General features: G+C 72.1%; 26 protein-coding genes and 1 tRNA gene. 15 read left to right on the forward strand and 12 right to left on the reverse strand.

From position 1 onward, the window contains the following. Positions 1 to 41: 41 nt before the first annotated feature. Positions 42 to 713, reverse strand: coding sequence for a DUF461 domain-containing protein (locus QIY60_RS14795; RefSeq protein WP_283142858.1), 672 nt, complete (start codon positions 711 to 713; stop codon positions 42 to 44). 629 nt (positions 714 to 1,342) lie between these two features. On the opposite strand from QIY60_RS14795, the gene QIY60_RS14800 reads away from it, so the two are divergent. From QIY60_RS14800 to QIY60_RS14825, 6 genes are all read left to right on the forward strand, one after another. Further along, positions 1,343 to 1,825 (forward strand): CarD family transcriptional regulator, encoded by a 483-nt coding sequence (locus QIY60_RS14800; RefSeq protein WP_003953493.1) that lies wholly within the window; start codon positions 1,343 to 1,345, stop codon positions 1,823 to 1,825. 248 nt (positions 1,826 to 2,073) lie between these two features. Continuing rightward, positions 2,074 to 2,811: a 2-C-methyl-D-erythritol 4-phosphate cytidylyltransferase gene (gene ispD, locus QIY60_RS14805; RefSeq protein WP_283142859.1), complete on the forward strand. Its 738-nt coding sequence runs from the start codon at positions 2,074 to 2,076 to the stop codon at positions 2,809 to 2,811. After that, a complete protein-coding gene (gene ispF / locus QIY60_RS14810) occupies positions 2,801 to 3,319 on the forward strand; it encodes a 2-C-methyl-D-erythritol 2,4-cyclodiphosphate synthase (RefSeq protein WP_283142860.1) in 519 nt (172 codons plus the stop codon). Before ispD ends, ispF begins: the two co-directional genes overlap by 11 nt. A gap of 111 nt (positions 3,320 to 3,430) precedes the next feature. Continuing rightward, a complete protein-coding gene (gene cysS / locus QIY60_RS14815) occupies positions 3,431 to 4,828 on the forward strand; it encodes a cysteine--tRNA ligase (protein ID WP_283142861.1) in 1,398 nt (465 codons plus the stop codon). A 119-nt stretch (positions 4,829 to 4,947) separates the two neighbouring features. Further along, positions 4,948 to 5,907: a 23S rRNA (guanosine(2251)-2'-O)-methyltransferase RlmB gene (gene rlmB, locus QIY60_RS14820; protein WP_283142862.1), complete on the forward strand. Its 960-nt coding sequence runs from the start codon at positions 4,948 to 4,950 to the stop codon at positions 5,905 to 5,907. Between the two features lie 103 nt (positions 5,908 to 6,010). Further along, complete coding sequence (locus tag QIY60_RS14825; protein WP_283142863.1) at positions 6,011 to 7,564, forward strand: DoxX family protein; 1,554 nt, start codon at positions 6,011 to 6,013, stop codon at positions 7,562 to 7,564. Positions 7,565 to 7,863: 299 nt separating this feature from the next. Here the strand turns inward: QIY60_RS14825 and QIY60_RS14830 are convergent, their stop codons facing one another. From QIY60_RS14830 to ugpC, 3 genes are all read right to left on the reverse strand, one after another. Beyond that, positions 7,864 to 8,595, reverse strand: coding sequence for a nucleotidyltransferase family protein (locus QIY60_RS14830; RefSeq protein WP_283142864.1), 732 nt, complete (start codon positions 8,593 to 8,595; stop codon positions 7,864 to 7,866). A 38-nt stretch (positions 8,596 to 8,633) separates the two neighbouring features. Then, positions 8,634 to 9,044 carry a hypothetical protein gene (locus QIY60_RS14835; protein ID WP_283142865.1) on the reverse strand — a complete coding sequence of 137 codons (411 nt, stop codon included), beginning with the start codon at positions 9,042 to 9,044 and terminating at the stop codon, positions 8,634 to 8,636. 207 nt (positions 9,045 to 9,251) lie between these two features. Next, positions 9,252 to 10,388, reverse strand: a complete 1,137-nt coding sequence (gene ugpC / locus QIY60_RS14840; protein WP_283142866.1) for a sn-glycerol-3-phosphate ABC transporter ATP-binding protein UgpC — start codon at positions 10,386 to 10,388, stop codon at positions 9,252 to 9,254. Positions 10,389 to 10,607: 219 nt separating this feature from the next. Here ugpC and QIY60_RS14845 point away from each other — a divergent pair. The 6 genes from QIY60_RS14845 (at position 10,608) to QIY60_RS14875 (ending at position 15,200) form a co-directional block, all read left to right on the forward strand. Next, positions 10,608 to 10,684 (forward strand) — tRNA-Thr (locus QIY60_RS14845). 102 nt (positions 10,685 to 10,786) lie between these two features. After that, positions 10,787 to 12,910, forward strand: coding sequence for a restriction endonuclease (locus QIY60_RS14850; RefSeq protein WP_283142867.1), 2,124 nt, complete (start codon positions 10,787 to 10,789; stop codon positions 12,908 to 12,910). 110 nt (positions 12,911 to 13,020) lie between these two features. Next, complete coding sequence (locus tag QIY60_RS14855) at positions 13,021 to 13,263, forward strand: hypothetical protein (RefSeq protein ID WP_283142868.1); 243 nt, start codon at positions 13,021 to 13,023, stop codon at positions 13,261 to 13,263. Continuing rightward, positions 13,235 to 13,756 (forward strand): DUF6879 family protein, encoded by a 522-nt coding sequence (locus QIY60_RS14860; protein ID WP_283142869.1) that lies wholly within the window; start codon positions 13,235 to 13,237, stop codon positions 13,754 to 13,756. Before QIY60_RS14855 ends, QIY60_RS14860 begins: the two co-directional genes overlap by 29 nt. 28 nt (positions 13,757 to 13,784) lie before the next feature. Then, on the forward strand, positions 13,785 to 14,636 hold the full coding sequence (locus QIY60_RS14865) for a helix-turn-helix transcriptional regulator (protein ID WP_283142870.1): 852 nt from the start codon (positions 13,785 to 13,787) through the stop codon (positions 14,634 to 14,636). A 291-nt stretch (positions 14,637 to 14,927) separates the two neighbouring features. Further along, the gene (locus QIY60_RS14875) at positions 14,928 to 15,200 is read left to right on the forward strand and encodes a hypothetical protein (protein ID WP_283142872.1); all 273 of its coding nucleotides are present in this window, start codon (positions 14,928 to 14,930) and stop codon (positions 15,198 to 15,200) included. Here QIY60_RS14875 and QIY60_RS14880 read toward each other — a convergent pair. After that, on the reverse strand, positions 15,152 to 15,628 hold the full coding sequence (locus tag QIY60_RS14880; protein ID WP_283142873.1) for a GNAT family N-acetyltransferase: 477 nt from the start codon (positions 15,626 to 15,628) through the stop codon (positions 15,152 to 15,154). The two genes, QIY60_RS14875 and QIY60_RS14880, sit on opposite strands and share 49 nt — an antisense overlap. A gap of 67 nt (positions 15,629 to 15,695) precedes the next feature. Further along, on the reverse strand, positions 15,696 to 16,577 hold the full coding sequence (locus tag QIY60_RS14885; RefSeq protein WP_283142874.1) for an aminoglycoside phosphotransferase family protein: 882 nt from the start codon (positions 16,575 to 16,577) through the stop codon (positions 15,696 to 15,698). A gap of 34 nt (positions 16,578 to 16,611) precedes the next feature. On the opposite strand from QIY60_RS14885, the gene QIY60_RS14890 reads away from it, so the two are divergent. Next, positions 16,612 to 17,298, forward strand: a complete 687-nt coding sequence (locus QIY60_RS14890) for a rhomboid-like protein (protein ID WP_283142875.1) — start codon at positions 16,612 to 16,614, stop codon at positions 17,296 to 17,298. Here the strand turns inward: QIY60_RS14890 and QIY60_RS14895 are convergent. Then, on the reverse strand, positions 17,276 to 18,013 hold the full coding sequence (locus QIY60_RS14895; RefSeq protein ID WP_283142876.1) for a thioredoxin domain-containing protein: 738 nt from the start codon (positions 18,011 to 18,013) through the stop codon (positions 17,276 to 17,278). The genes QIY60_RS14890 and QIY60_RS14895 overlap by 23 nt on opposite strands. 222 nt (positions 18,014 to 18,235) lie before the next feature. Here QIY60_RS14895 and QIY60_RS14900 point away from each other — a divergent pair, with 222 nt between their 5' ends. Next, positions 18,236 to 19,633: an FAD-dependent oxidoreductase gene (locus QIY60_RS14900; protein ID WP_283142877.1), complete on the forward strand. Its 1,398-nt coding sequence runs from the start codon at positions 18,236 to 18,238 to the stop codon at positions 19,631 to 19,633. 65 nt (positions 19,634 to 19,698) lie between these two features. Here QIY60_RS14900 and QIY60_RS14905 read toward each other — a convergent pair whose 3' ends face one another. Then, positions 19,699 to 20,706: a zinc-binding dehydrogenase gene (locus tag QIY60_RS14905; RefSeq protein WP_283142878.1), complete on the reverse strand. Its 1,008-nt coding sequence runs from the start codon at positions 20,704 to 20,706 to the stop codon at positions 19,699 to 19,701. Positions 20,707 to 20,795: 89 nt separating this feature from the next. Beyond that, entirely contained in the window at positions 20,796 to 21,953 is a 1,158-nt protein-coding gene (locus tag QIY60_RS14910; RefSeq protein WP_283142879.1) for an FAD-dependent oxidoreductase, read from the reverse strand. Between the two features lie 111 nt (positions 21,954 to 22,064). On the opposite strand from QIY60_RS14910, the gene QIY60_RS14915 reads away from it, so the two are divergent. Next, the gene (locus tag QIY60_RS14915; RefSeq protein ID WP_283142880.1) at positions 22,065 to 22,733 is read left to right on the forward strand and encodes a pentapeptide repeat-containing protein; all 669 of its coding nucleotides are present in this window, start codon (positions 22,065 to 22,067) and stop codon (positions 22,731 to 22,733) included. 93 nt (positions 22,734 to 22,826) lie between these two features. Here the strand turns inward: QIY60_RS14915 and QIY60_RS14920 are convergent, their stop codons facing one another. The 3 genes from QIY60_RS14920 to QIY60_RS14930 form a co-directional block, all read right to left on the reverse strand. Beyond that, the gene (locus QIY60_RS14920; RefSeq protein ID WP_283142881.1) at positions 22,827 to 23,330 is read right to left on the reverse strand and encodes a hypothetical protein; all 504 of its coding nucleotides are present in this window, start codon (positions 23,328 to 23,330) and stop codon (positions 22,827 to 22,829) included. Between the two features lie 288 nt (positions 23,331 to 23,618). Next, positions 23,619 to 24,233: a response regulator transcription factor gene (locus QIY60_RS14925; RefSeq protein ID WP_283142882.1), complete on the reverse strand. Its 615-nt coding sequence runs from the start codon at positions 24,231 to 24,233 to the stop codon at positions 23,619 to 23,621. 10 nt (positions 24,234 to 24,243) lie between these two features. Beyond that, a complete protein-coding gene (locus QIY60_RS14930) occupies positions 24,244 to 25,383 on the reverse strand; it encodes a sensor histidine kinase (protein ID WP_283145931.1) in 1,140 nt (379 codons plus the stop codon). Between the last annotated feature and the right edge of the window lie 351 nt (positions 25,384 to 25,734).

Below are 25,734 nucleotides of genomic sequence, written 5' to 3' on the forward strand. Positions count from 1 at the left end.
CCGGACGATGTCCGGGGCCCCTCCTCATATGCGTGCTTACGTCAGTGACCCGTACCCGTGCTCGCGCTGCCCGACGGCTTGCCGGCCTTGGACGGGGTGTTCGACGGCTTGCCCGAGGGCTTGCCGCTCGCGGGGGCGCCCGGCGTCGTGGACGGGGTGCCGCCCGGCGCGCCCGGCGTGGCCGCCGGGGGCTTGGGGAGCTCGCTGGGGCCGTAGCCCTCGAAGTAGCTGGTGGACGGGACCACGAACGCGCGCAGCGTCACGTCGCCGGTCTTGCTCAGCTGGAAGGTGACGGGCTGGGCGTCGCCGTTCTTGGCGGCCTCCTTGCCGTTCTCCACCACGGCGGACGCGTTGTCCTTGCCGCCCAGGATCAGCGAGCCGTGCGCGGGGACGGTGAGGCCCGTCTGGCCCTTGCCGGGGGAGAGCTTCACCGTGGCACCCGAGGCCGCGAGCTTGATCGCGTCGAGCGTCTGCGGCTTGTCGCCGTTGTTGAACACGGTCGCCGTGATCACGGCGGGCCCGGCCGCGTCGGCCTTGGGCTGCGTGAGGACGGTCGCGTTCTGGATCTTGATGTCACCCACCTTGACGGCGGCGTTGTCCGGCTTCACTTCGAGCGTCTGCGCGTCGTTGCCCGCCGAGCAGGCGGCGAGAGAGGCGAGCGAGAACGCGATGGCAGAGGCGGCGAGGGCGCCGCGTCGAAGGCTGCGGCTCACGGCGGCGGCAACTCCTTGGACGTAAGGACATCTAAAGGACAGCTAAGTCTGTGTCAGCTGGCTTAGGTTACCGAGCCGTCCTCAGGAGCCCGCACCCGACCCGCCCCAGCGCGCGGGTCCGCCGCGCCCGGACCCGTGCGCCGTTCCCCGCGCACCCGCCGAGCGCGCCCCCGGAACCCTCCCCTCCACCCTCGCGAGACGTCCGCACCCACTCTGATCTCGGAGTTTCGCGCGGCGTTCACATATCGCCGGTGATCAATTCTCCGGACCGCCACGTATTCCTTACCGAAAACGTCCCGGTCCGCGTCCGTTGATCAATTCAGGAAAAAATCGCGATCACGCCGAACGGGTGACCGAGCGCCGAACGGAGCAGTGGAAGTTCACCGCTTGGAACCCGACAAAACGGGATGTTCAGACCAGCTGAAGGGGGTTGCGAAGAGTGTGGCGGGCATGTTTCCCTGCCCCCGAACAGCCGCTCCGACCTGCGAATACCCCCTCCCGCGAGCCCTCCGCAGCACGTTCCTGTTGCTGTTGTCAAGCCCCGAGATATGCCCTGACCTGCGAAAACGCCATTCAGAACAGGCTGTTCTCGTGTTACCCTGGATAGCCACGGAAGGGGTACCTGTCACATGACGTTCAAGGTTGGCGACACCGTGGTCTATCCCCATCACGGGGCCGCGCTGATCGAGGCCATCGAAACTCGCCAGATCAAAGGCGTGGACAAGACCTACTTGGTGCTCAAGGTCGCCCAGGGCGACTTGACTGTGCGCGTGCCTGCGGACAATGCGGAGTTCGTCGGCGTACGCGATGTGGTTGGCCAGGACGGGCTGGACCGGGTCTTCGAGGTGCTGCGCGCACCGTATGCGGAGGAGCCCACGAACTGGTCCCGTCGCTACAAGGCGAATCTGGAGAAGCTCGCCTCCGGCGATGTCATCAAGGTCGCCGAAGTGGTGCGCGACCTGTGGCGTCGTGAGCGCGAGCGCGGACTCTCCGCAGGTGAGAAGCGCATGCTCGCCAAGGCGCGGCAGATCCTGGTGAGCGAGCTGGCACTCGCTGAGAACACCAACGAAGACAAGGCCGAGGCCCTCCTCGACGAGGTCCTCGCGTCCTGACACTGGTGAGTCCGGGGGCTTCGCCTCCCGGTCGGACCAGCATTGCCGCGGTGCCCGCTGACCAGCAGTGACCCTACTGCTGTGTCGCCGGGCGCTGCGGCATGTTCGGACATCATTCGTACGCACGGCACCCGCACCGGCGTGCCGGGCCGGGCAGCGCGCCCGACCGGTCGTCACGGAAGGGGCCGGTCAGGGGCGTCGCGCCCAGCTTGCTGAGGCCATACCCATGTCGCCGAAGGACACAAACCTTGTCTGAGGAAACGCGCGTTTTCCGCACCGCCGCCGTGATTCCCGCGGCCGGCCGCGGCGTGCGGCTCGGCCCGGGCGCCCCCAAGGCGCTCCGCGCGCTGAACGGCACGCCCATGCTCATCCACGCCGTACGGGCGATGGCCGCCTCCCGCGCCGTCTCCCTCGTCGTCGTCGTGGCCCCGCCGGACGGCGCCACCGAGGTGAAGAACCTGCTGGCCGAGCACGCTCTGCCGGAGCGCACCGACTTCGTCGTGGTGCCCGGCGGCGAGACCCGCCAGGAGTCCGTCCGGCTCGGCCTGGAGGCGCTGCCGCAGGGCATCGACGTGGTCCTCGTCCACGACGCGGCCCGCCCGCTGGTGCCGGTCGACACCGTCGACGCGGTCATCGAGGCCGTACGGGACGGGGCCCCGGCCGTCGTCCCCGCGCTGCCGCTCGCCGACACCGTCAAGGAGGTCGAGCCGCACGCCGACGGCACTCCCGAGCCGGTGCTCGCCACGCCCGACCGCGCCCGGCTGCGCGCCGTCCAGACCCCGCAGGGCTTCGACCACGCCACCCTGGTGCGCGCCCACCAGAGCGTCACCGGCGACGTCACGGACGACGCGTCCATGGTCGAGCGGCTCGGCCTGAAGGTCGTGGTCGTCCCCGGCCACGAGGAGGCCTTCAAGGTCACCCGCCCGCTGGACCTGGTCCTGGCGGAGGCGGTCCTGGCCCGCAGGAGGGCGAACGATGGCTTCTGAGGCACCCGCCCCGGGCGGCAGCCCGAAATCGGTACTGCCCCAGGTCGGCATCGGCACCGACATCCACGCCTTCGAGGAGGGCCGCGAGCTGTGGTGCGCGGGCCTGCTCTGGGAGGACGAGGGCCCCGGTCTCGCGGGCCACTCCGACGCCGACGTCGTCGCCCACGCCGCCTGCAACGCCCTGTTCTCCGCGGCCGGCCTCGGCGACCTCGGCGCCCACTTCGGCACCGGGCGCCCCGAGTGGTCCGGCGCGTCCGGCGTCGCGCTGCTCACCGAGGCCGCGCGGATCGTCCGGGACGCGGGCTTCGGCATCGGCAACGTGGCCGTCCAGGTGGTCGGCCCCCGCCCCAAGATCGGCAAGCGGCGCGACGAGGCGCAGAAGGTGCTCTCGGACGCGGCCGGCGCGCCCGTCTCGGTCTCCGGCGCCACCACCGACGGCCTGGGCTTCCCCGGCCGAGGCGACGGCCTCGCCGCGATCGCCACGGCGCTGGTCTACCGGACCGGATGAGCCCCTTCCGGCAGCGGCCGGAAAGCTCGCCGGAAAAAGCTTCTGTCACACTTCGGTGCCCCGTGGCCCAAGGGTCGCGGGGCACTGCTACGCGCCCACTACCCTGGAGTGGTGACTATTCGCCTGTACGACACCAGCGCCCGGCAGATCCGTGATTTCACCCCGCTCGTGCCGGGCTGTGTCTCGATCTACCTCTGTGGCGCGACCGTGCAGGCCGCACCGCACATCGGGCACGTCCGCTCCTACCTGAACTTCGACATCGCCCGCCGCTGGTTCCAATACCGCGGCTACGACGTCACGTTCATCCGCAACGTCACCGACATCGACGACAAGATCATCGCGAAGTCGGCCGAGCAGGGCCGCCCCTGGTGGTCGATCGGATACGAGAACGAGCGCGCCTTCAACGACGGCTACAACGAGCTGGGTTGCCTGCCGCCCACGTACGAGCCGAGGGCGACCGGGCACGTGCCCGAGATGATCGAGATGATGCGCGGCCTGATCGAGCGCGGTCACGCGTACGCGGCCGACGGCAGCGTCTACTTCGACGTGCGCTCCTTCCCCGGCTATCTGGAGCTGTCCAACCAGGACATCGACGACCTGCTCCAGCCCGACGAGGGCGTCGCGGGCAAGCGCGACCCGCGCGACTTCGCCATGTGGAAGGCGACCAAGCCGGGCGAGCCCGACTGGGAGACGCCCTGGGGGCGCGGCCGTCCCGGCTGGCACCTGGAGTGCTCGGCGATGGCCCACAAGTACCTGGGCAGCGCCTTCGACATCCACGGCGGCGGCCGCGACCTGATCTTCCCGCACCACGAGAACGAGATCGCCCAGGCCAAGGCGTACGGCGACGCGTTCGCCACGTACTGGATGCACAACGCCTGGGTCACCATGTCCGGCGAGAAGATGTCCAAGTCGCTCGGCAACTCGGTGCTCGTCTGCGACATGGTCAAGCAGTGGCGCCCGATCGTCCTGCGCTACTACCTGGGCACCCCGCACTACCGCTCGACCATCGAGTACAGCGAGGAGGCCCTGCGCGAGGCCGAGTCGGCGTTCGCGCGCATCGAGGGCTTCGTCCAGCGCGTCGTCGAGAAGGCGGGGGGCGCGGTCGAGCCCGCCGCCGAGGTGCCGCCCGCGTTCGCCGAGGCGATGGACGACGACCTGGGCGTCCCGCAGGCCCTCGCGATCATCCACACCACGGTCCGCCAGGGCAACAGCGCGCTGGCCGCCGACGACAAGGAAGCGGCCGTCGCCCGGCTCGCCGAGGTCCGCGCGATGCTCGGCGTCCTGGGCCTTGACCCGCTGGACGCCCACTGGGCGGGCGAGGCCGACCGCGGCGAAGACCTGCACGGGGCCGTCGACACGCTCGTACGGCTGGTGCTCGAACAGCGCGAGGCGGCCCGCGCCCGCAAGGACTGGGCCACCGCCGACGCCATCCGCGACCAGCTGACCCAGTCCGGCCTGGTCATCGAGGACAGCCCCAGCGGCCCCCGCTGGACCCTCGGCCCCCGCTGACGGGGCAGCGCGATGTGCCGCCCGGGCGACCGGGCGGCACACTTCATATACGTACGTACGCAGGACCCACGGACGCCACGACGCCCCGTAGGTCGCAGAATCACGGAAACAGGTAGGTCATGGCCGGGAACAGCCAGCGCAGGAACCGCCGCACGTCCAACAAGAAGGGCGCTACGGTCGGCAGCGGTGGCCAGCGGCGCCGGGGTCTGGAGGGCAAGGGCCCCACGCCCAAGGCCGAGGACCGCAAGAAGCACAAGAAGAACCGCATCGCCACGGCCAAGGCCAGGCAGGCCGCGACCCGCCGCCCGGCCCCGCGCCGCGGCGGCCCCAAGGGCACGTCCGAGATGGTCGTCGGCCGCAACCCGGTCTTCGAGGCGCTGCGCGACGGCGTCCCGGCGACCACGCTGTACGTGCAGCAGTACATCGACAACGACGAGCGGGTGCGCGACGCGCTCCAGCTCGCGGGCGAGCGCGGCAACATCAACCTGATGGAGGCCCCGCGCGCCGAGCTCGACCGGATGACCAACGGGCTCAACCACCAGGGCCTGGTCCTCCAGGTCCCGCCGTACGAGTACGCGCACCCGCAGGACCTCCTGGAGGCCGCGTACGACAACCACGACGAGCCGCTGATCGTCGCCCTCGACGGCGTCACCGACCCGCGCAACCTCGGCGCGATCGTCCGCTCCACCTCCGCCTTCGGCGGACACGGCGTGGTCGTGCCCGAGCGCCGCGCGGCCGGCATGACGGCCGGCGCCTGGAAGTCCTCGGCGGGCACCGCGGCCCGTACGCCGGTCTCGCGCGTCACCAACCTGACCCGCGCCCTGGAGGAGTACAAGAAGGCCGGTGTCACGGTCGTGGGCCTGGCGGCCGACGGCGAGCACACCGTCGAGCAGCTGGAGGCGCTGGCCGGCCCGGTCGTCATCGTCATCGGCAGCGAGGGCAAGGGCCTGGGCCGCCTCGTCGGCGAGACCTGCGACTACCGGGTGCGGATCTCGATGCCGGGCGGCGCCGAGTCGCTGAACGCCGGTGTCGCGGCGGGCATCGTGCTGTACGAGGCGGCGCGCCGACGCAAGGGCTGACGTCCCATGACGGGTGACGCCCGTCCGGCGTAGGTGATCTTGACGGGCCTCGGACAGATCAGGCCCGTCAAGGCAGTGTCCTAAAGCTCCATCACTCGGTTAGATGAGTGTGGACACCAGAACGCCCCGGCCCGGGTTCGACGATCAGCCTGCCCTCAGTATGGTCAAGGTGGACTCGGACCCCGCGCAGGTCATCGTCAACCACGCCAGTTTCCGGGTGCACTTCCCCCCGAAGGCCCAGCCGAAGCGCCCCCTGACGGACCCGGCGAGGATGCCGGCGCAGGGGGCGGCCCGGCGCCGGGCCCCGGTCGTGTGGAGCGGCCGGGCGGCGCCCGGGGCGACCGGCCTGCTGCAGGCGGTGCGCGGCCTGGAGACGACGGGCGAGGCGCTCGACGTGGGCGCCACCCAGGTCATCCCGCGCATCGACGAGGACACCATGCCGACGCCGGTCGTGGTGGCCCCGCGCTCGCCGCTCGACTCCGCGGGCGGCGCGGAGACGGCCCTGCTCCAGGCGGTGCGCCAGAGCCCGCACGGCTACGCCCAAGGGGCGTACGGGGACGACGAGTTCGACGAGTTCGAGCGCGGCTACGGGGGCGACGGCTCCGACGGGTTCGACGGGCCCGACGGCTCCGAGTCGCACGGACAGCGCCACGGCGCGGACCAGGTGCGGCACGCGTACTACCCCGGCCGTCGGATGAACCTCGGCGTGGTCCTCCTCCCCCTCCGCGTCTTCCTCGGCTTCATCTCCGTCTACGCGGGGATGGGCAAGCTCTGCGACCCCGTCTACTTCGACGGCGGCGAGCGCGGCTCGATGATGAAGTGGCTGAACTCGCTGCACCCGTGGGGCCTCGCCGAGCCGCTGCGCTCCTTCGCGCTCCAGCACCCGGTCGGCGCGGGCCTGTCGGTGGCCTTCCTCCAGATCGTGGTGGGCGTGCTGACCATGCTGGGCCTGTGGCAGCGGGTCGCGGCGGTGTTCGGGGCGCTGCTTTCAGCGGCGCTGCTGCTGACGGTGAGCTGGCAGACGGTCCCGGCGTACGACGCGCCGGACTTCATCTACCTGGCGGCCTGGTCCCCCCTGATCACGGCGGGCGCGCCCGTCTACTCGCTGGACGCACGCCTGTCGGGCGAGGCCTGGCGCCGTCTCGGCCCGCGCTCCACGCTGTGGGAGCTGCGGCGGCGGGTGCTGCGGCGGGGGACGGTGATGGCGACGGTCGTGGTCGGCCTGACCCTGCTGATCGGCTCGCTCCTGGGCAGCGCGGTCCGCTCCACCGAGATGGTGACGGTCCCGGGTCCCAACTCCGACCCCACCAACTACCTCCCCGGTACGCCGCTGGCGCCCGCGCCGCACGCACCGGTGGTCCGCCGCCCCGGCTCGCCCAAGCCGTCCGTGAGCGGGTCGGCGAAGCCGTCCGCGAAGGCGTCGAAGAAGGCGTCGTCGAAGGCGGTGCGGGAGTCCGGGACGGTGGGGGGTGTGCCGAGCCAGACGTCCCAGGGCACGGTGGGCCACAAGCCGCCGGTGTCCCGCCACCAGGCGCCGGTGGCGCCGTCGACGACGAGTGCGGGGCCGACGTCTTCGGGGGGCGCGTCGACTCCGTCCGGGGGGACGGGGAGCTCCTCGGGGGGTAACCGGAACCCGATCGGTGGGCTGCTGGGCTGACGGGTTTTTGCCCCCACCCCGCCCCTTCCCGAAAGCCCTCTGGCGGGCGGCCGGGTGCTTTGGCTGCGGGCCGGTGGGGGCTGGTCGCGCAGTTCCCCGCGCCCCTGGATGCGCCCCTCCGGGGCGCCCAGAGGGATGCCGCGCAGCGGCATTTTTAGGGGCGCGGGGAACTGCGCGAGCAACCCAGCACGATCCGCAGACGAACGGGGGTCCGGGGGCGTAGCCCCCGGGAGAGCCGCCTTCACCGCCACCCACCCCCGGAGGGTTTAGGGAAGGGGCGGGGTGGGGGCAAAACACCCTCAGTGGTTCGCCGCCGCCAGTTCCTTCGCCGCCTCCGTCAGGTCCTTCGCCGTGTCGATCGCCCGCCAGTACGCCCCGTGCGGCAGCGGATACCCGGCCAGGCGGCGCTCGCGGGCCAGGCGCGGGAACGTGGTGCGCTCGTGGTCGCCCCGGTCCGGGAGGAGATCAGTGAACGCCGACGCAAACACGTACACGCCCGCGTTGATCAGGTACGGCGACGGCGGGGACTCGATGAAGTCCGTGATGTGGCCGAAGGCGTCCGTCTCGACGGCGCCCCAGGGGATCCGGGGCCGGGCCAGCGCCAGCGTGGCCGTCGCGTCGCGCTCGCCGTGGAAGGACGCCATCTCGCGCAGCGAGAAGCGCGTCCAGATGTCACCGTTCGTGGCGTACCACGGCTGATCCGGGTGCGGCAGGCGCGCGGCCGCGTACTTGAGGCCGCCGCCCCGCCCCAGCGGCTCGCTCTCGACGACCGTCGTGACGCGCAGCGGCAGATCCGCCGAGTCCAGCCACTCCTGGAGCACACCGGCGAGATGGCCGCAGGAGATCACGGCGTCGGTGACGCCCTCCGCGGCCAGCCAGGCGAGCTGATGGCCGATGATCGGGGTCCCGGTGCCCGGGATCTCGACCATCGGCTTGGGGCGGTCGTCGGTGTACGGACGCAGTCGGGAGCCCTGGCCGCCCGCCAGGACCACGGCCTGCGTCGGGAAGGTCGAAGTCGTGCTCGCAGTCATGCCGTGAACGATAAGCGGTACGGCGGAGCCGAGGTCGCTCAGGACTCCTGGGCCACGCCCGCCGCGAACGACGTGTCGCAGACGGGGCGCGAGAACGACTGGGCCTTCACGGGACCGTACTGCTCCACGGCGGCCCGTCCGAGCGCCCGCGCGATCGACATGCAGTGCTGGGCGAGCGAGGGGCGCCGCTCGACCTCCCGCTGGAGGTGGGTGAGGGCGGTTCCGGGGTCCTTCTCCTGGAGCTCGACGAGGAGCGCGTCGCGCAGGACATCCTGCGGGGTGCGCGGCTTCGCGCGTACGGAGACGTCCTCGGAGGAGGCGGTCAGCAGCTGCGAGTCGCTGGTCCCGGCCCAGTTGACCCGGGTGACCGCGAGCGTCCCGGAGAGGACCAGGACGACGGGCAGGACGAGAGCTAGGGTGCGGCCGATTCGGCGGGCTGTGTGCGTCACGGAGGCGAGCGTAGCGGGGGGTAATGATTTGGCGACATTCAGTCACCCGGTCGAGGGACGGTTCGAGGCGGCGTTTCGAATCGCGTGTTGACGAACGACGTTCGAAATGGGCGGTCTGCCGGGGTATTTGTCGACAGGCCCCCGGAGAAAGGGAAAGCCCCGCACCCCGGTAGGTGGGTGCGGGGCCGGCTGACGTGCCGCCGTACGTCAGTCGCTGAGGCGCTCGCCCGTCGAGGTCGAGAAGACATGCGTCTCGCCGGGGCGCGGAACCACGTGGAGCTGGGTGCCCTTCTCCGGGACCGAGCGGCCGTTCACGCGGACCACGAGGTCCTTCTGCTCGCCGCCGACCTCGGCCGTGCCGTACACGTAACCGTCGGCGCCGAGCTCCTCCACCACGTTCACGGTGACCGCGAGGCCGGCGGGCTCGGCGTCGGAGTCCTTCGTGAGGGACTTGGCCGCGCCGCCGTTGTGCTCGACGATGTCGAAGTGCTCGGGGCGGACGCCGACCGTCACCGTGCGGTCGCCCTTGTCGGCGGCCGCGGACAGCGCCTCGCGGCTCACCGGGACGACACTGTTGCCGAACTTCACGCCGCCGTCGGTGATCGGGACCTCGACGAGGTTCATGGCGGGGGAGCCGATGAAGCCCGCGACGAAGAGGTTGGCCGGGCGGTCGTACATGTTGCGCGGCGAGTCGACCTGCTGGAGGAGGCCGTCCTTGAGGACCGCGACCCGGTCGCCCATGGTCATGGCCTCGACCTGGTCGTGGGTGACGTACACCGTGGTGATGCCGAGGCGGCGCTGGAGCGAGGCGATCTGCGTACGGGTCGAGACGCGGAGCTTGGCGTCGAGGTTCGACAGCGGCTCGTCCATGAGGAAGACCTGCGGCTCGCGGACGATCGCGCGGCCCATGGCGACGCGCTGGCGCTGACCGCCGGAGAGGGCCTTCGGCTTGCGGTCGAGGTACTCGGTGAGGTCGAGGATCTTCGCCGCCTCCTCGACCTTCTTGCGGATCTCCGCCTTGTTCACGCCGGCGATCTTCAGGGCGAAGCCCATGTTGTCGGCGACGGACATGTGCGGGTAGAGCGCGTAGTTCTGGAACACCATGGCGATGTCCCGGTCCTTCGGCGGGAGGTGGGTGACGTCGCGGTCACCGATGCGGATGGCTCCGCCGTTGACGTCCTCCAGGCCCGCGAGCATCCGCAGGGAGGTGGACTTTCCGCAGCCCGAGGGGCCGACGAGGACGAGGAACTCGCCGTCCTCGATCTCGATGTCGAGCCCGTCGACCGCGGGCTTGGTGGAGCCCGGGTAGATCCGGGTCGCCTTGTCGAACGTGACAGTGGCCATGGGAGACCTGTCCCTTCACCGGCAGGAACGTGCCGGACGATCCGAGTAGAGGGAGAAGTGGTGTAGTCCACCTGAGTGGGCTGCACGAGACGCTACCCGGCGATGTCCGATCTGTCAGCAGGTGGGAGAGGGGAACTTCGTGGAGCTCCCGATCGTGCTCTGTGTAGAGTGAGGGAGCCCTCGCGTGCCGGTGTCGATCACCTGCCGGTCGCACGCGCTGCCGCCTTAGCTCAGTTGGCTAGAGCGCTTGACTTGTAATCTTGAGGTCGTCGGTTCGATTCCGACAGGCGGCTCCACCGAAACACCGCGTAACACCGTGTCCCGGACCTTCCTGGTCCGGGACAATTGTGTTTCAAGGGGTGTTCGAGGGGTGTGCGGGAAAGGGGCCGGGGAGCCGTATGAGTCGTCGTTCCAGCGGGCTGGTCGGGGTGTGGGCGGAGGCGCAGCGGCAGCAGCAGCGCCGGCAGGAGGCCCAGCACCGGGCGTCGGTCCAGCAGCAGCGGCAGCGGGAGCGCCAGCAGCGGGAGTACGAGCGGGACGCGGCGCGGGTCCACCGCGAGCAGCGGGCGGCCTACCGGCAGAGCCGCGAGGCGGACGCCCGGCAGCGCTCGCAGGAGCTGGACGCGCGCGTGGAGGCGCTGACGGGGCTGCTGGCGGCGGGGTGCGCCGAGCCGCCGTTCCGTACGGCGGCGCTGCTGCGCGAGGAGAGCGTCGAGCCGTTCGCGCCCGGGGCGCTGGCGCAGCCGGTGCCGATGCCGGACCCGGCGCGCTACCAGGCCCAGGGCGGCTGGACGGCGAGCCGCCGCGCCCAGCAGGAGGCGCAGGCCGCCTACCAGCGGGACTGGGACGCGGCGCAGCTCGCGGAGAACGACCGGCGCCGCCGACTCGCCGACTACCGGGCGCGGTACGAGTCGTGGGCGCAGGGGCAGCTCGCCGAGGTGAGGGGCCACAACGCGGGCGTGGCCGACCTGGTGCGCGCGGTGCGGGCGGGCGAGCCGGACGCGGTCGTGGAGTACTTCTCGGCGGCCCTGTACGCCGCGTCGGCGTGGCCCGAGGGCTTTCCCCGCCAGCTGTCGTGCGCGTACGACCGGGGCGCGCGGCAACTGGTGCTCGACTGGGAGCTGCCCGCCCTCGACGTGGTCCCGGCGGCGAAGTCCGTGCGGTACGTGGCCAGTACGGACGAGGAGCGCGAGTCGGCCCGCCCGGTGTCGCAGCGGCGCGCGCTGTACCGGGACGCGCTGGCGCAGAGCGTGCTGCTTGTGGTGCGGGACCTGTTCGCGGCGGACGAGTTCGGCGTACTGGAGTCGGTGGCGCTCAACGGCTTCGTGGACGACGTCGACCCGGCGACGGGCCGCCGGGCGGAGATCTTCCTGGCGACGGTGACGGTGGACCGGCCCGCCTTCCAGGGCCTGAACCTGACGCAGGTGAGCGCGGTGGACTGCCTGGTGGAGGCGGTACGCGGCCAGCTCTCGGCCCGTCCCGACCAGCGGGCGGCGGTACGCCCGGTGCGCCGCCCGGAGGACGTGGGCTCGGGCGTCCTCTCGCACGGCACCGACTCGTCCACCCTGGAGCCGGACCTGTTCGTGATGGACCCGATCGAATTCGAGTCCCTGGTGGCGGAGTTGTTCCGGGCGCGGGGGATGGGGGCGGTGACCACGCAGCGCTCCAACGACGGCGGGGTGGACGTCGAGGCCGTCGACCCCGACCCGATCAGCGGCGGCCGGATCATCGTCCAGGTCAAGCGCTACCGCAACACGGTCCCGCCGACGGCCGTCCGGGACCTGTACGGCACGGTCCAGGGCGCCGGGGCCAACAAGGGCGTCCTGGTGACGACATCGGGCTTCGGCCCCGGCTCGTACGCCTTCGCCCAGGGCAAGCCGCTGACGCTGGTGTCCGGGGCGGAGCTGGTGGACCTGCTGCACGCGTGCGGGCTACGGGGGAGGCTGGGGGAGCGCGGGGTGCCGGGGCAGCGGGACCACGCGGACACGCTGGTGGACGTACAGATGGCCCCCGACTCCACCGACTCCGACGCCGACGCCGACTTCAACGTCCTGGGCATGACGTGGACGGGTTCCGTAGTCCTGGACGTGTGCGCGCTGGTGTGCACGGGGAACCGGGTGCTCGACGACGACCACTTCGTCTTCTTCAACAACCGCGAGATACCCGGGGGTTCGGTACGGATGGTGCCCGGCGCGCTCGGTGACCGGGCGGCGGTCCGGGTGGCGTTCGACGCCCTGCCGCCCCGGGCGGACCGCCTGGTCCTGGTCGCCTCGGTCGACCCCGAGGTGAACCCGGACGCGGACCTCTCCGGCTTCACGGACGCGGGCATCCGCCTGCGCGACGCGGCGGGCACGGAACTGGACCGCCTGGAGGTCTCGGACGGCCGCACCGGCGAAACGGCCCTGGTCCTGGGCTCGTTCCGACGCCGGTCGGGCGACGACTGGGACTTCGTGGTGGGCGGGCGGGGGTACCGGGGTGGCCTGGAGGAGCTGATCGGGGACTTCGGGATCGAGGTGGAGTAGGGGGCGTCATCGCGCCCAAGCCCCGTACACAGGTGCGCCATTGACGAAAGCCCTCTCACCGGCAATCGTCATAGAACGTCGTGGAACCGGCGCAAACGTGGAGGGCAGTCATGGCGCTACTGTTCATCGCCAAGGACCCGAACACCAACGGAACCCAGTGCCCGACAGCCTGGGTGGACGACGAGGTGGGAGAGATCGTGGTTCAGGGCTGGAAGGCGGGGGAAGCGCTCCTGGCGCGGTGCCGCGAGACGGGTTCCATCCCGGAGACGGAAGCGGTGGTGCGGCTGCCTATCCGCATGGTGCCCGTGCTGAGGGAGGCATGTGATGTCGCAGACCGACTGGGAATTCGTTGATCTGCTCGCAAACACCCGGCATTCGGCCGTCCATCTGGAGATGCGGGATGGATACGGGATCGATGAGGAGGCGGCGGAATTCCAGGCCTGGCGGACCGGCTGGCGGCCGGATCCCGACCCCGCCACTTGGTGGAGCGACTTCCACAGCTGGGTACGGGATGCGACCGCACGCGGAGTGGCATTCCGGCGCGCGCGTATCGTCTCGGAGCCCGTGAGCGAGTACATCGCCTATGAGTACGACTGCACGTACCAGAACGTGGCGGCGGGGGAGTCGGTCCGCTGGCTTCCCCGCCGGCGGGCGTCGGTCATCGCTCTCCCCGGCAACGACTTCTGGTTGTTCGACGGGCGCGTGATCATGTGGAACCACTTCACCGGAGCGGGCGGTTCGGCCGGGCCGGAGCTGGACGAACGGCCCGAGGCCGCGAAACTCTGCGCGACCGCCTTCGAAGCCGTCTGGGAGCGGGCGACACCGCACGACGGCTACCGGATCTGACCGATCGACTCGACGGACTCATCAGCACATGCCCGCGCCCGCATCGTCCAGCGTCGAGGACGCCCGCAAGCTCGTAGCCGACCGCCTGCGGGAGATCCGGCGGGACGCGGGCCTCAAAGCCCGGCAGGTGGCGGCCAGTACGGGTTGGTATCCGTCCAAGGTGTCCCGCCTGGAGAACGCGGTCACTCCGCCCTCCGACGACGACATCCGCGCCTGGTGCCGTGCCTGCGCCGCCGAGGAGCAGGCGGTCGACCTGATCGCCGCCGCCCGCTCCGCGGACAACATGTACGTGGAGTGGCGGCGGGTCCAGCGCACGGGGCTGCGCCGGCTCCAGGAGTCCTACATCCCGCTGTACGAGCGCACGCGGGTGTTCCGTACGTACTGCTGCAACGTCGTCCCGGGTGTGCTGCAGACCCATGCCTACGCGACGGCGCTGATGCGTTCCATCAGCCGGTTCCATGACACCCCCGACGATGTGGGCGAGGCCGTCGAGGCGCGCCTGGACCGGTCGGCGCGCGTGGTGCGCGAGGGCGACCACCGCTTCGCCTTGATACTGGAGGAATCGGTCCTGCGCCATCGCGTCGGCGACGCCGAGACGATGGCCGGTCAACTGGGCTACCTGCTCGCCGCGATGGCCTTCCCGTCCGTCTCCCTCGGAGTCATCCCGTTCTCCGCCGAGCGTCGCATGTGGATGATCGAGACGTTCACGGTCTACGACGAGGAACTGGCGGAAGCGGAACTCCTGACGGCCCGCGTGAATGTCACCGCGCCCGCCGAAGTCCGCCAGTACCTCAAGGCGTTCGGAGAATTCTCCCGGCTAGCCGTCTACGGCGCCGACGCCCGAGCGCTGATCACCTCCGCCGTGGACGCGCTGGGGTGACCTGCGTAGAACTCCGTGGAACTTCCTTGGATGCCGCGCTGCCCCCTCCCTACCGTGGGCGTCATCCAGACAACACCGAGGGGGCGGCATGTCCAACCCGGCCACATGCGGGGCGACCATCGTCGAGTCAGCCGGGCGATGGGCACACGACCCTGTGCCGAACGACGGATGCGATGTGTGCGCGGCCCTTGAATCGCAACGTGCCACCGCGCGACGAGCGGGTGACGGCTCCACGGTCTCCGACTGCAACGTCGAGATGCGGCGGCACCCCCACGAAGCAGGAGCCCGCGCATGATCTCCATGGAGAACTACAAGAGCACACTCGCCGAGGCGGAACACATCGCCGCAGTTCTGCGGGCCGCCCTCGCCCGCGCCGGGATCGCCGAGAACCAGGCCGCGCGAGTGCGCCCGTTGGTGACCGGGGCCGGGCGCGGCTACGTGGAGCTCGGAGCCCTCCGTGTCGGGGACGCGCACCGGCTCCTCGACGCGCTGCGCCCTGTCGTGTCCGCCGTCCCCTACTCCGCCCCGCCCAGCTCCCCCAACGCCCCACCATCCAGCCGATAAACCGTCCACTCGTCCTGCGGCCGAGCCCCCAGCGACTCGTAGAACGCGATGGACGGGGCGTTCCAGTTCAGGACGGACCACTCCAGGCGGCCGTAGCCGCGGGATACGCAGATGCGGGCCAGTTCGGTCAGGAGGGCCTTGCCGTGGCCGCCGCCGCGGTGGTCGGGGCGTACGTACAGGTCCTCCAGGTAGATGCCGTGCACGCCGCGCCACGTCGAGAAGTTGAGGAACCAGAGCGCGAAGCCCGCCGGCTCGCCGGTGTCCGTCTCGGCGATGTGCGCGTACGCGGCCGGGTGCTCGCCGAACAGCGCCTCGCGCAGCTGCTCCTGCGTCGCCCGCGCCTCGTCCGGGCACTTCTCGTACTCGGCCAGTTCGCGGACCATGGCGTGGATGACGGGGACGTCTTCGGGCGTCGCGGTACGAATCATGGCCGCAGGGTAGCCCGGGGGCGGCGGAGCGGTCGCGGGCGTTCCGGTCGTCGGACGCCCCCCAAGTTCACCAGTCCCGTAGCAGCCTGAACATCTCCACGTGCTCCCTCTCCAGACCGTCCCCGTCCTCGATCTCCCAGAGGCAGTTCTGCAGCACCCGCCCCAGCGTCCACGCGCGCGCCCGGGCCCGGTCCAGGCCCAGTACCTCCGTCATCGCGTCGAAGCGCCACCGAACCTCCGTCGCGTCGAAGCGGTTGACCAGCGCGGGCAGCAGCTCGAAGCCCGGGTCGCCCGCCAGTGGCTTGGGGTCGATGGCGAGCCACGGCTCGCGGTCGGCGGCGAGGACGTTCTCGTAGTGGAGGTCCCAGTGCAGCAGCCGGTCGCCCGGCTCGGCGGCCACCTCGCGGACGGCCGCCGCGCAGTCCTCCAGGAGCCGCCGCTCGGCCGGGTCGCGGAGCTCGCGTACCGCCCGGGGCGTCTCCTCCAGCATCCTGGCGGCGATGTCCGCCAGCCGGCGCATCCCCGGCGGGGCCGGTGCGGCCGTGAGCCGGGACAGCAGTTCCGCGATCACCAGGACCGCCGACCTGGAGGTCGTGGAACTCAACTGGCGGTCTGAGGACAGGCGTTCAAGCAGGATCGTGCCCGTCTCCGCGTCATCGCGCAGCAGGCGTGCCGCCCCCGCCCCGTCCCATACCTGCAGCGCCGCCGCCTCGCCCGCGTTCTCCTCGTCGAGGAGCTGGAGTTTGAGGACCGCCGGGGTGCCGTCGTCCGCCGTCACCGGCAGCACCAGCGCGCACATCCCGTACATCGCGGGCCTGTCGTCCAGTCGAAGTCCCCAGCGCCCCAGGAACTCCTCCGCCCGGCCCGGCAGCGCGGCCACGAAGGCGCGCCCCGCCTCGCCGTTGAACTCCGTCTGCGTCGCGATCAGCTCGTCCGGAATGTCGATCACCCGTCCGACCCTACCCGCGTGCGTGAATCGCCCCATGAGCCGATTCCTCCGGACGGGCCCCCGGCAAGCGGCACGTGCCGTATGGCGTTACGTCCGCAGCGCCCCCGGCACGTACCTCTGGCTGGCGGTCCTCTTCGTCACCACCATCGCCCTGCACCACATGTCGCCGGAGTTCGAGGAGGACTTCCTGCGGCAGCGCTCGACCAACATCCACGAGCTGTCGACCAACCCGGTCCGGGTCCTGATCACCAGCGCCCTGTGGATCGACGGCGGCCACTGGCTCCCGTACGCCGTCCTCTACTCCGTCTTCCACGCGCAGGCCGAACGCCGGCTCGGCACCCTCCGCTGGCTCGCGGTCGTCGTCCTCGCGCACGTCCTCGCGACCTACTTCAGCGAGGGCGCGCTGCTGTGGGCGGTGCGCCACGGCGTCGCCCCGCACTCGGCCGTCAACACCCTTGATGTGGGCGTGAGTTACGCCCTCGCGGGGGTCGTCGGCGTGCTGACGTACCGGATCGCGGCTCCCTGGCGGTACGTGTACCTCGCCTGCGTCCTCGTCCTGTACGGGACCCCGCTCCTGACCGGCCGCACCTTCACGGACCTGGGCCACTTCACGTCCGTACTGGTCGGGCTCGCCTGCTACCCGCTCGTACGGGGCCGGGGCGCGCCCTGGAATCCGGCGGAGGCGGCACGCGGGGCCGTCAGGAGATACCGGCGTCCTTGAGCACCTTCGCGAACGCGTTCGCGTCGAGGATGGCCGAGCCGTCGCCCGCCGGGCGCTTGCCGTCGATCAGGACGGTCGGGCTGGAGTTCACGCCGGAGTCCTCGAAGGCCTTCTCGGCGGACGCCACCCAGCTCTTGTACGTGTTCTCGCGCACCGCCTTGTCGAAGGCGGCGCCGCGCAGGCCGGGCACCTTGTCCGCGATCTTGAGCAGATTGTCGGCGGTGTAGCCGTCGCTGGCCTCGTCCTCGGGCTGGCTGGCGAAGAGGGCCGCGTGGTACTCGGCGAACTTGCCCGCGTCCACCGACGCCCGCAGCGCGCCCGCCGCCCGCGCCGAACCGCCGCCGCCGAGGTTGCGGTCGAGGAAGGAGGCGAGCGTGTAGCGGATCTTGACCTTGCCCTGCGCGGCGAGCTCCGCCAGCGGCACCGCGCCGGACGCCTCGAACTTGGCGCAGTACGGGCAGCGCGGGTCCTCGTACACGGCCACGGTGTGCGCGGCCGACGGGCTGCCCACGACGATTTCCGCACCCTCCGCCTTCGCCGGGAGCTTGGCGAGCGTCGCCGCGTGCGGTGCGGCCTTCACCTCCAGCTCGGCCGGGGCGGACGCGCTCGAACCGGACCCCGAGGAGCACGCGGCGACCGAGACGCCGAGCGCCCCGGCGAGGGCGAGCGCCACCGCCGCGCGGCGGACCTTGCGTGCGGACGTCCGTCCGGTCATACGAGTCAGCTCTCCCACGATGTCGATGGCGATGGCGTTTCGATGTCGCACCAAACCTGTTCATATCGAAGCTAAATGCCCCGCCGGACGGCCCTACCCGCCGAAGGTCCCGACCCGCAGGGCCGAAGGTCCCGCGAGACCCCTTTTTGTCCGGCTTCGGATTCCGTACCTGCGGATTCCGCATCTGGACAGGCCTCATCCGGCGGTGTACCAACAAGCCCCATGAGCACGCGGACGATCAACGGCGGCATCTCCTTCTGGTACGCGCAGGACGGCATCCCCGCCCCCCGCGAGCCCCTGACCGGCGACGCGACGGCGGACGTCGTCATCGTGGGCGGCGGCTACACGGGGCTGTGGACGGCGTACTACCTCAAGAAGGCCGTCCCCTTCCTCAACATCACCGTCCTGGAGGCCCGCTTCTGCGGATACGGCGCCTCCGGCCGCAACGGCGGCTGGCTCTACAACGGCATCGCGGGCCGCGACCGGTACGCGAAGCTGCACGGTCACGAGGCCGCCGTGCGCCTCCAACGGGCCATGAACGACACGGTCGAGGAGGTCGTACGGGCGGCGGCGGAGGAGCGGATCGACGCCGACGTCCACCTGGGCGGCGTGCTGGAAGTGGCGTACACACCGGCCCAGTTGGGTCGCCTCAAGGACTTCCACGCCGCCGAGCTCGCGTTCGGCGAGAAGGACCGGCTGCTGCTCGGGGCCCGCGAGACCGCCGAGCGGGTCCGGGTCGCCGGGGCCGTCGGCTCCGCCTGGACCCCGCACGGCGCCCGCGTCCACCCCGCCAAGCTGGTCAAGGGCCTGGCGACGGCCGTCGAGGCGCTGGGCGTGACCGTCCACGAGTCGACGCCGGTGACGGAGATCCGTCCCAAGCACGCGGTCACTCCGTACGGCACGGTCCGCGCCCCGTACATCCTGCGCTGCACCGAAGGCTTCACGGCGTCCCTGAAGGGCCAGCGCCGCGCCTGGCTGCCGATGAACTCGTCGATGATCGCCACCGAGCCGCTGCCGGCCGACCTGTGGGAGACGATCGGCTGGGAGGGCCGCGAGACGCTGGGCGACATGGCGCACGCGTACATGTACGCGCAGCGCACCGCCGACGACCGGATCGCGCTCGGCGGGCGCGGCGTGCCGTACCGCTTCGGCTCCCGCACCGACAACGACGGCCGTACGCAGCCGGAGACGGTCGAGGCCCTGCGCGAGATCCTGATCCGCTTCTTCCCGCAGCTCGCCGGGGTCGCGGTCACGCACGCCTGGTCGGGGGTGCTCGGGGTGCCGCGCGACTGGTGCGCCACCGTCACCCTGGACCGCTCGACGGGCCTCGGCTGGGCGGGCGGCTACGTCGGCTCGGGCGTGGCCACCGCCAACCTGGCGGCCCGCACCCTGCGCGACCTGGTCCAACAGGACTCCGGCCAGTCCGGCCCCACCGACCTGACCACCCTCCCCTGGGTCAACCACAAGGTCCGCCGCTGGGAGCCGGAACCTTTCCGCTGGCTGGGCGTGCAGGGGATGTACGCGGCGTACCGGGCGGCGGACCGCCGTGAGCTTTCGACGCACGCGGCGGTGACGGACCGGATCGCTGTGGTGGCGGACCGGGTTTCCGGGCGGCATTGAGGGGGAGAACCTGTGTCCCGCCCCCTCAAGGCACCCCAAGGCACCTCAAGGCACCTCAAGGCACCTCAGGGAACCAACACCACCTTCCCCACAGTCCCCCTCGTCTCCAGCGCTCGGTGTGCCGCTGCTGCCTCCGCCAGGGGGAAGCGCTGGACCGCCGGGCGGAGGCGGCCCGTCGCGGCCTCCGTCAGGGCGCGGGTTTCCAGCGTGCGCAGGGGGTCCGGGCCCCCGGTCCGGGACAGCATCACCGGGCCCAGGACCCCCTCGGACGTGATGCCGCGCTCCTTCAGGTACTCCTCCGTGAACGTCAGCGGCTCGCCGTCGTGCGGGCCCGCCTCCGACCAGCCGAAGATGAGGTGTTGGCCGCCGGGTGCGAGGAGGTCGACCGCGGTGCGGCCGGTGGTGCCGCCGACCGAGTCGAAGACGACCGTGGCGCGGCGGTCGGCGCCGAGGAACTCCCGTACCGTGTCGGGCCAGTCGGGACGCAGGTAGTCGACGGCCAGGTCCGCGCCGTTCTCGCGGACGCGGGCGGTCTTGGCGGGGCCGCCGGCCAGGCCGACGACCGTGCCGCCGGCGTTCTTCACGTACTGCACCAGCAGCGTGCCGATGCCGCCCGCGGCGGCCGGGACGATGGCCACCGAGTCGGGGCCGAGGTCGGTGAACTGGAGGATGCCCAGCGTCGTACGGCCGGTGCCGATCATCGCGACCGCCTCGGTGGGGTCGAGGGCCGGCGGGATCTCGTGGAGGCGGCTCGCATCGGCTACGGCCAGTTCGGCGTAGCCTCCGGGGGCCATGCCCAGGTGGGTCACCACCCGCTTGCCGAGCCAGGCGGGGTCCGTGCCGTCGCCGAGCGCGTCGACCGTGCCCGCGACCTCGCGGCCGGGGATCGTGGGCAGGACGGCCGGGGCCGGGTACGGGCCCGTCAGGCCCTCGCGCAGGGCCGTGTCGAGCAGGTGCACCCCGGCCGCGGCGACGGCGATCCGGACCTGGCCGGGGCCGGGCACGGGGTCCTCGGTCTTCTCGTACGTGAGGTTCTCGGCGGGGCCGAAGGCGTGGAGGCGGATGGCGTGCATGGCGGGGCTCCTGGGAGGGAATGGGCGGGCTCGTGCCGTCAGCCTCCGACCTCAAGTTCCCTTGAGGTCAAGCCCCGTTCGGTGTCCCCTCATGCCCGGGTCAGCCTCAGGCTCCGTATCGCCAGCGACGCCGCCTCGATGCCGCTCGCGAACGCGACCTCCGACAGGACGCCCGGCGCCGCCACCTGGTCGCCCGCGAGGAACACGCCGTGGCCGCGGTCGACCGCCGGGCGGTCGCGCCAGGTGGTGCCGGGCAGGTCCACCGCCCCCGTACGCCCCGCCGCCAGCGCGTCGCGGCGCCAGGCGACCCGCTGGCGCCAGCCCGCGAACGCGGCGTCGAGCAGCCGCTCCCCGCGCGCGACGCCGTCGGCCTTCGACTCGTGCGGGGCGATCGGGAACTGCGCCTGGAGCAGCTGGTGTCCGGCCGGGGCGAGGGTGCGGCCGGCGGCGGTGAACCGTTCGATCCAGCCCGGTGTCTCCAGGTCGGAGACGACGAACGGGTCGCCCCGGCGCGTACTGAGCCCCAGGTCGAGCAGGGCGGTGCGGCCGCTGGTCCAGCGCAGCGAGTCGTCGCCGAGCAGGCGCCGGGCGGCGTCGAGGGAGGTGGCGACGACGACGGGCCCGTGGTCGTCGGGGAGCGCGTCCACGCGCGCGGTGGTCTCCACGTGCACCCCCAGCTCCCACGCGCGCGTGGCCATCCGGTCGACGAGCGCGCCCCACCCGCCCACCGGGTAGCGCGCCTCGGGCGGCAGGGCTGCGGCGCGGTGCAGCCGCTCCTGGACGAACGCGGCGGAGAGCGAGCCCGGGTCGTGGTGGAAGAGCGCGACGGCGGCGTAGTTGGCGGCGGCACGCGCGGCCTTGGGGCCGACGATGCCGGCCGCCCAGGAGGCGAAGTCACGGTCCACCGGGGCGGTTTCCGGACTCTGCCGGGCCAGCTTGAGCAACGCCAGAGGCGGAGTGTGGCGCAGCGAGCCGTCCCAGTGGAAGCGGAATCTGGCGGCTTCGAGCGGCGGTACGGAAGTGACCTGCCCGAGCAGCCCTCGGCGTTTGAGCCAGGCCCAGTGCGGGCCCCCGTTGTAGAGCACGTGCGGACCGTCGTTGGTGAGGTACGGGCCCTCGGCGGTACGCGCGCGTCCGCCCAGCGTGTGGTGCGACTCGTACAGGTTCACCCGGGCGCCGGACTCGGCGGCGGTGATGGCCGCGGTGAGCCCGGCGAGGCCGCCGCCGATGACGGTGATCCGGTCCATGCTGCTCTCCTGTCGCTGTACGGGCACTCACCTTTAGAGACGGTGTGAGGAGGGTGGAATGTGACAGGTAGGGGTGGGGCGGTTGTCAGTGGCGTGGTCCAGCATGGAGTCATGGCGAAGAGGGCGAGGGAAGTGACGGCGGTACGGCGTCCTGAGGTGCGGCTGCCCCCGCTGGCACCGCACGGTCCGGCGGAACTGGAACCGGAGGGCGACTACGACGGCCTGGAGTTCCGGAACCTGGACCTGTCGGGCCAGGAGGGCACCGGCGCCCGCTTCATGGACTGCGGGGTGTACGGCTGCGCGCTGGACGAGACCCGCCTGCCCGGCGCCCGTTTCATCGACACGGTGCTCTCGGGCGTACGGGGCGTGGGCACGGACCTGTCGCGCGCGTCCCTGCGCGACGTGGAGATCCACGACGTGCGCATGGGCGGCGTGCAGCTCCACGGCGCGGTCCTGGAGCGGGTCCTGATCCGCGGCGGCAAGATCGACTACCTCAATCTGCGCGATACGGATCTACGTGACGTGGTCTTCGAGAACTGCGTCCTGGCCGAGCCGGACTTCTCGGCGGCCCGCCTGGACCGGGTGGCGTTCGCGGGCTGCGAGCTGCGCGGGGCGGACTTCACGGGGGCCCGCATGAAGGACGTGGACCTGCGGGGCGCGGCCCTCCTGGACATCGCCCGGGGCGTGGACCGCCTGGCGGGAGCGGTGATCACGCCGTCCCAGCTGGTGGACCTGGCGCCGGCGTTCGCGGCGCAGGTGGGGGTGCGGGTGGTGGCGTGAGGCGGGGGTGCGGGTGGTGGTGCGAGGCGGGGGTGCCCGCCTCGACTGCCCCGGGGGCCGGATTCCCCCGGGGTCGCTGGCCCCGTCCCCCTTTCAGTCCGTCAAGCGGGGGAAGCGGGACTGGATCGTCCAGATGACCGGGTTCTCGGCGAGGTCTTCGTGCATGTCGCTGAGGTCGGCGATCACGTCGTGCAGGAAGTCGCGGGCCTCGCGGCGCAGGAGCCGGTGGCTGAAGGTGAGCGGCGGCTCGTCGCCGGGCATCCAGTCGGCCTCGACGTCCACCCAGCCGAACCGGCGCTCGAAGAGCATGCGGTCGGTGGACTCGGTGAAGTCGATCTCGGCGTACTGGCTCCGGGAGGAGCGGCTGCCGCGGGGGTCGCGGTCGAGCGCCTCCACGGTGTCGCAGAGCGCCCACGCGAAGTCGAGCACCGGCACCCATCCCCAGGCTGTGGATACCTCGCGGTCCGCCTTGGTGTCGGCGAGATAGACGTCTCCGCAGAAGAGGTCGTGGCGGAGGGCGTGTACGTCTGCGCGGCGGTAGTCGGTCTGTGGGGGGTCGGGGAAGCGGTTGGAGAGGGAGTAGCCGATGTCGAGCACGCTCCGATGGTCCCACGGCGGGGGCGGGGCGCTCTTCCTGAGCCCCCGGGCTCTGCGATCGGGGCTGCGCCCCGGGCTTTCCCCCACCCCGCCCCTTCCCGAAAGCCCTCGGCCGGGCGGCCTGGTTCTTCGTCTGCGGGCCGTCCCCAACTGGTCGCGCAGTTCCCCGCGCCCCTTAAGTGCCGCTGCGCGGCAATCCCCGCTTTTAGGGGCGCGGGGAACTGCGCGAGCAACCCAGCACGGTCCGCAGACGAACGGGGACCGGGGGCGTAGCCCCGGGAGACACCCTCACGGCAGCAGACGTCGTTCCTTCCCCTCCGCCACCGCCCCCGCCCGCGTCTCCACCCCCAACTTCTCGTAGATCCGGCCCAGATGCGTCTTCACCGTCGCCTCGCTGATGAACAGCGCCCGCGCGATCTCGCGGTTGCCCAGGCCCCGGGACAGCTGCGCCAGGATGTCCAGTTCGCGGTCGGTGAGGGAGGGGCGGCCCGTGCCCCGCATGCGTTCCATGACCCGGCTCGCCACGGGGGGCGACAGGGCGGTGCGGCCCTGGGCGGCCGCGCGGATCGCCGCGAACAGCTCCTCCGGGCGCTCCGCCTTCAGCAGGTACCCCGTCGCCCCGGCCGCGATCGCCCGCGTGATGTCCGCGTCCGTGTCGTACGTGGTCAGGACGAGCACCCGCACCCCCGTCCCCGCGATCCGGCGCGTCGCCTCGACCCCGTCGATGCCCGGGCCGAGCTGGAGGTCCATGAGGACGACGTCGGGGCGCACCTTGGCCGTCGCCGCGACCGCCTCCTCGCCGGTGCCCGCCTCCCCGACCACCTCGATGTCGGGCTCGCTGCTGAGCAGCGCGAGCAGTCCGGCCCGTACGACCGCGTGGTCGTCGCACAACAGCACCTTCATCGGACTCCCTTCATCGGACTCCCTCCAACGGATCCAGCGGAATCGCCGCCGACAGCACCGCGCCTTCCCCCGGCGCCGACTCCACCGTCAGCGTCCCCCCGAGCTGCCGCACCCGCGCCCGCATCGCGGGCAGCCCGTGGCCCCGGCCGCCCTGGGGCTCCGCGCCCGCGCCCGCGAACCCGCGCCCGTCGTCCGCGACGTCAAGGACGATCTGGTCGCCCAGATAGGTGAGGGTGAGCGCCGCCGTGCGCGCTCCGGCGTGCTCGCGTACGTTCGCGAGCGCCCCCTGCGCGATCCGCAGCAGCGCCGACTCGACCCGGTCGGGGAGGGCGACGGGCACCCCGTCGACGTGCAGCCGTACCTCCAGGGACGACTCGGCGGCCGCCCGCGCCGCCAGCGCCCGCAGGGCCTCCGGGAGGCTGCCGCCCGCCGCCAGCTCCGCGGGCGCGAGGTCGTGGACGAAGCGGCGGGCCTCGGCGAGGTTGCGCTCCGCGATCGACTCGGCCGTACGGACGTGGCGGCGGGCCGCCGCCGGGTCGGACTCCCACACCCGCTCGGACGCCTGGAGCAGCATCTGCTGGCTGGACAGGCCCTGCGCGAGCGTGTCGTGGATCTCCATGGAGAGGCGCTGGCGCTCCGCGAGCGTGCCCTCGCGCCGCTCGGTGGCGGCCAGTTCGCGCCGGGTGCGGAGCAGGTCGTCGATGAGGTGGCGCTGCCGGTCCGCCTGGCGCTGCATATGGACGAAGACGGCGGTGGCGACGGCCGCGACGGCGGGCGGCGCGACCACCAGGTTCGGGTCGACCCCCTCGGCCAGCATCAGCTGCGCGGCCACCACGAACGCGGTCAGCAGGGCCACGAGCACCAGCGCGGCCCGCGTCGGCAGGGTCCGCAGCCCGGTGTAGAACAGCGGCACCGCGCACCACGCGAAGCTCGGCGCGAGCACCACGAGCACCATCCACACCGCCACCACCACCCCGAGCCAGCCGAGCCGCCGGGGCGTCGGCCGTGATCCCAGGGCGGGGCCGAGGACGTACAGCAGGGCGAGGGCGGTCGAGAGCGCCACGATCCACGGGGTGCGGCCGTCGCCGGGGTGGCGGATCAGGAACCGCGCGAGCGAGGCGCCGAGCAGCAGGAAGAAGGCGGCGTGCATCACGACGGGCAGCCACCGCTCATCGGCCGGGGGTCGCTCACCGGGGAGCCCCGCCCTGGTCTCGGACGCGGGACGTTCGGCGAGCCGCCTCCCGGGGGCTGTGCCCCCGGACCCCGTTTGCGGGGCCTGCGGCCCCTGCGCCCCGGTCCCCTTTTGTCTGCGGGCCGCATGTGGCTGGTCGCGCCCGCGCGGCGGAGCCGCAGATGTCACAGCCCCGCGCCCCTTCAGGTGCCGCTGCGCGGCAATCTCCGCCGGGGACGGGTCGCCGGGAAGCGCGGACGCGGTCTCCGCCGCGAGCGGCTCGGCAGACCCGACTGCCCCGGTATCCGCCGCGCGCCGCCCCGCGGGCCG

The sequence above is a fragment of the Streptomyces sp. BPTC-684 genome (assembly GCF_030028635.1).
GTDB classification, from domain to species: Bacteria; Actinomycetota; Actinomycetes; order Streptomycetales; family Streptomycetaceae; genus Streptomyces; species Streptomyces noboritoensis.

What these genes read in the sequence shown, in the direction of transcription:
- QIY60_RS14850 (WP_283142867.1), top strand. Translation starts at nt 10,787, where the DNA reads ATGAGTCGTCGTTCCAGCGGGCTGGTCGGGGTGTGGGCGGAGGCGCAG.
- QIY60_RS14905 (WP_283142878.1), bottom strand. Translation starts at nt 20,706, where the DNA reads ATGCACGCCATCCGCCTCCACGCCTTCGGCCCCGCCGAGAACCTCACG.
- QIY60_RS14900 (WP_283142877.1), top strand. Translation starts at nt 18,236, where the DNA reads ATGAGCACGCGGACGATCAACGGCGGCATCTCCTTCTGGTACGCGCAG.
- QIY60_RS14825 (WP_283142863.1), top strand. Translation starts at nt 6,011, where the DNA reads ATGAGTGTGGACACCAGAACGCCCCGGCCCGGGTTCGACGATCAGCCT.
- QIY60_RS14800 (WP_003953493.1), top strand. Translation starts at nt 1,343, where the DNA reads ATGACGTTCAAGGTTGGCGACACCGTGGTCTATCCCCATCACGGGGCC.
- QIY60_RS14860 (WP_283142869.1), top strand. Translation starts at nt 13,235, where the DNA reads ATGTCGCAGACCGACTGGGAATTCGTTGATCTGCTCGCAAACACCCGG.
- QIY60_RS14910 (WP_283142879.1), bottom strand. Translation starts at nt 21,953, where the DNA reads ATGGACCGGATCACCGTCATCGGCGGCGGCCTCGCCGGGCTCACCGCG.
- QIY60_RS14925 (WP_283142882.1), bottom strand. Translation starts at nt 24,233, where the DNA reads ATGAAGGTGCTGTTGTGCGACGACCACGCGGTCGTACGGGCCGGACTG.
- QIY60_RS14895 (WP_283142876.1), bottom strand. Translation starts at nt 18,013, where the DNA reads ATGACCGGACGGACGTCCGCACGCAAGGTCCGCCGCGCGGCGGTGGCG.
- QIY60_RS14875 (WP_283142872.1), top strand. Translation starts at nt 14,928, where the DNA reads ATGATCTCCATGGAGAACTACAAGAGCACACTCGCCGAGGCGGAACAC.
- ispF (WP_283142860.1), top strand. Translation starts at nt 2,801, where the DNA reads ATGGCTTCTGAGGCACCCGCCCCGGGCGGCAGCCCGAAATCGGTACTG.
- QIY60_RS14890 (WP_283142875.1), top strand. Translation starts at nt 16,612, where the DNA reads ATGAGCCGATTCCTCCGGACGGGCCCCCGGCAAGCGGCACGTGCCGTA.
- QIY60_RS14855 (WP_283142868.1), top strand. Translation starts at nt 13,021, where the DNA reads ATGGCGCTACTGTTCATCGCCAAGGACCCGAACACCAACGGAACCCAG.
- QIY60_RS14915 (WP_283142880.1), top strand. Translation starts at nt 22,065, where the DNA reads ATGGCGAAGAGGGCGAGGGAAGTGACGGCGGTACGGCGTCCTGAGGTG.
- ugpC (WP_283142866.1), bottom strand. Translation starts at nt 10,388, where the DNA reads ATGGCCACTGTCACGTTCGACAAGGCGACCCGGATCTACCCGGGCTCC.
- QIY60_RS14930 (WP_283145931.1), bottom strand. Translation starts at nt 25,383, where the DNA reads ATGCACGCCGCCTTCTTCCTGCTGCTCGGCGCCTCGCTCGCGCGGTTC.
- QIY60_RS14865 (WP_283142870.1), top strand. Translation starts at nt 13,785, where the DNA reads ATGCCCGCGCCCGCATCGTCCAGCGTCGAGGACGCCCGCAAGCTCGTA.
- rlmB (WP_283142862.1), top strand. Translation starts at nt 4,948, where the DNA reads ATGGCCGGGAACAGCCAGCGCAGGAACCGCCGCACGTCCAACAAGAAG.
- QIY60_RS14830 (WP_283142864.1), bottom strand. Translation starts at nt 8,595, where the DNA reads ATGACTGCGAGCACGACTTCGACCTTCCCGACGCAGGCCGTGGTCCTG.
- QIY60_RS14880 (WP_283142873.1), bottom strand. Translation starts at nt 15,628, where the DNA reads ATGATTCGTACCGCGACGCCCGAAGACGTCCCCGTCATCCACGCCATG.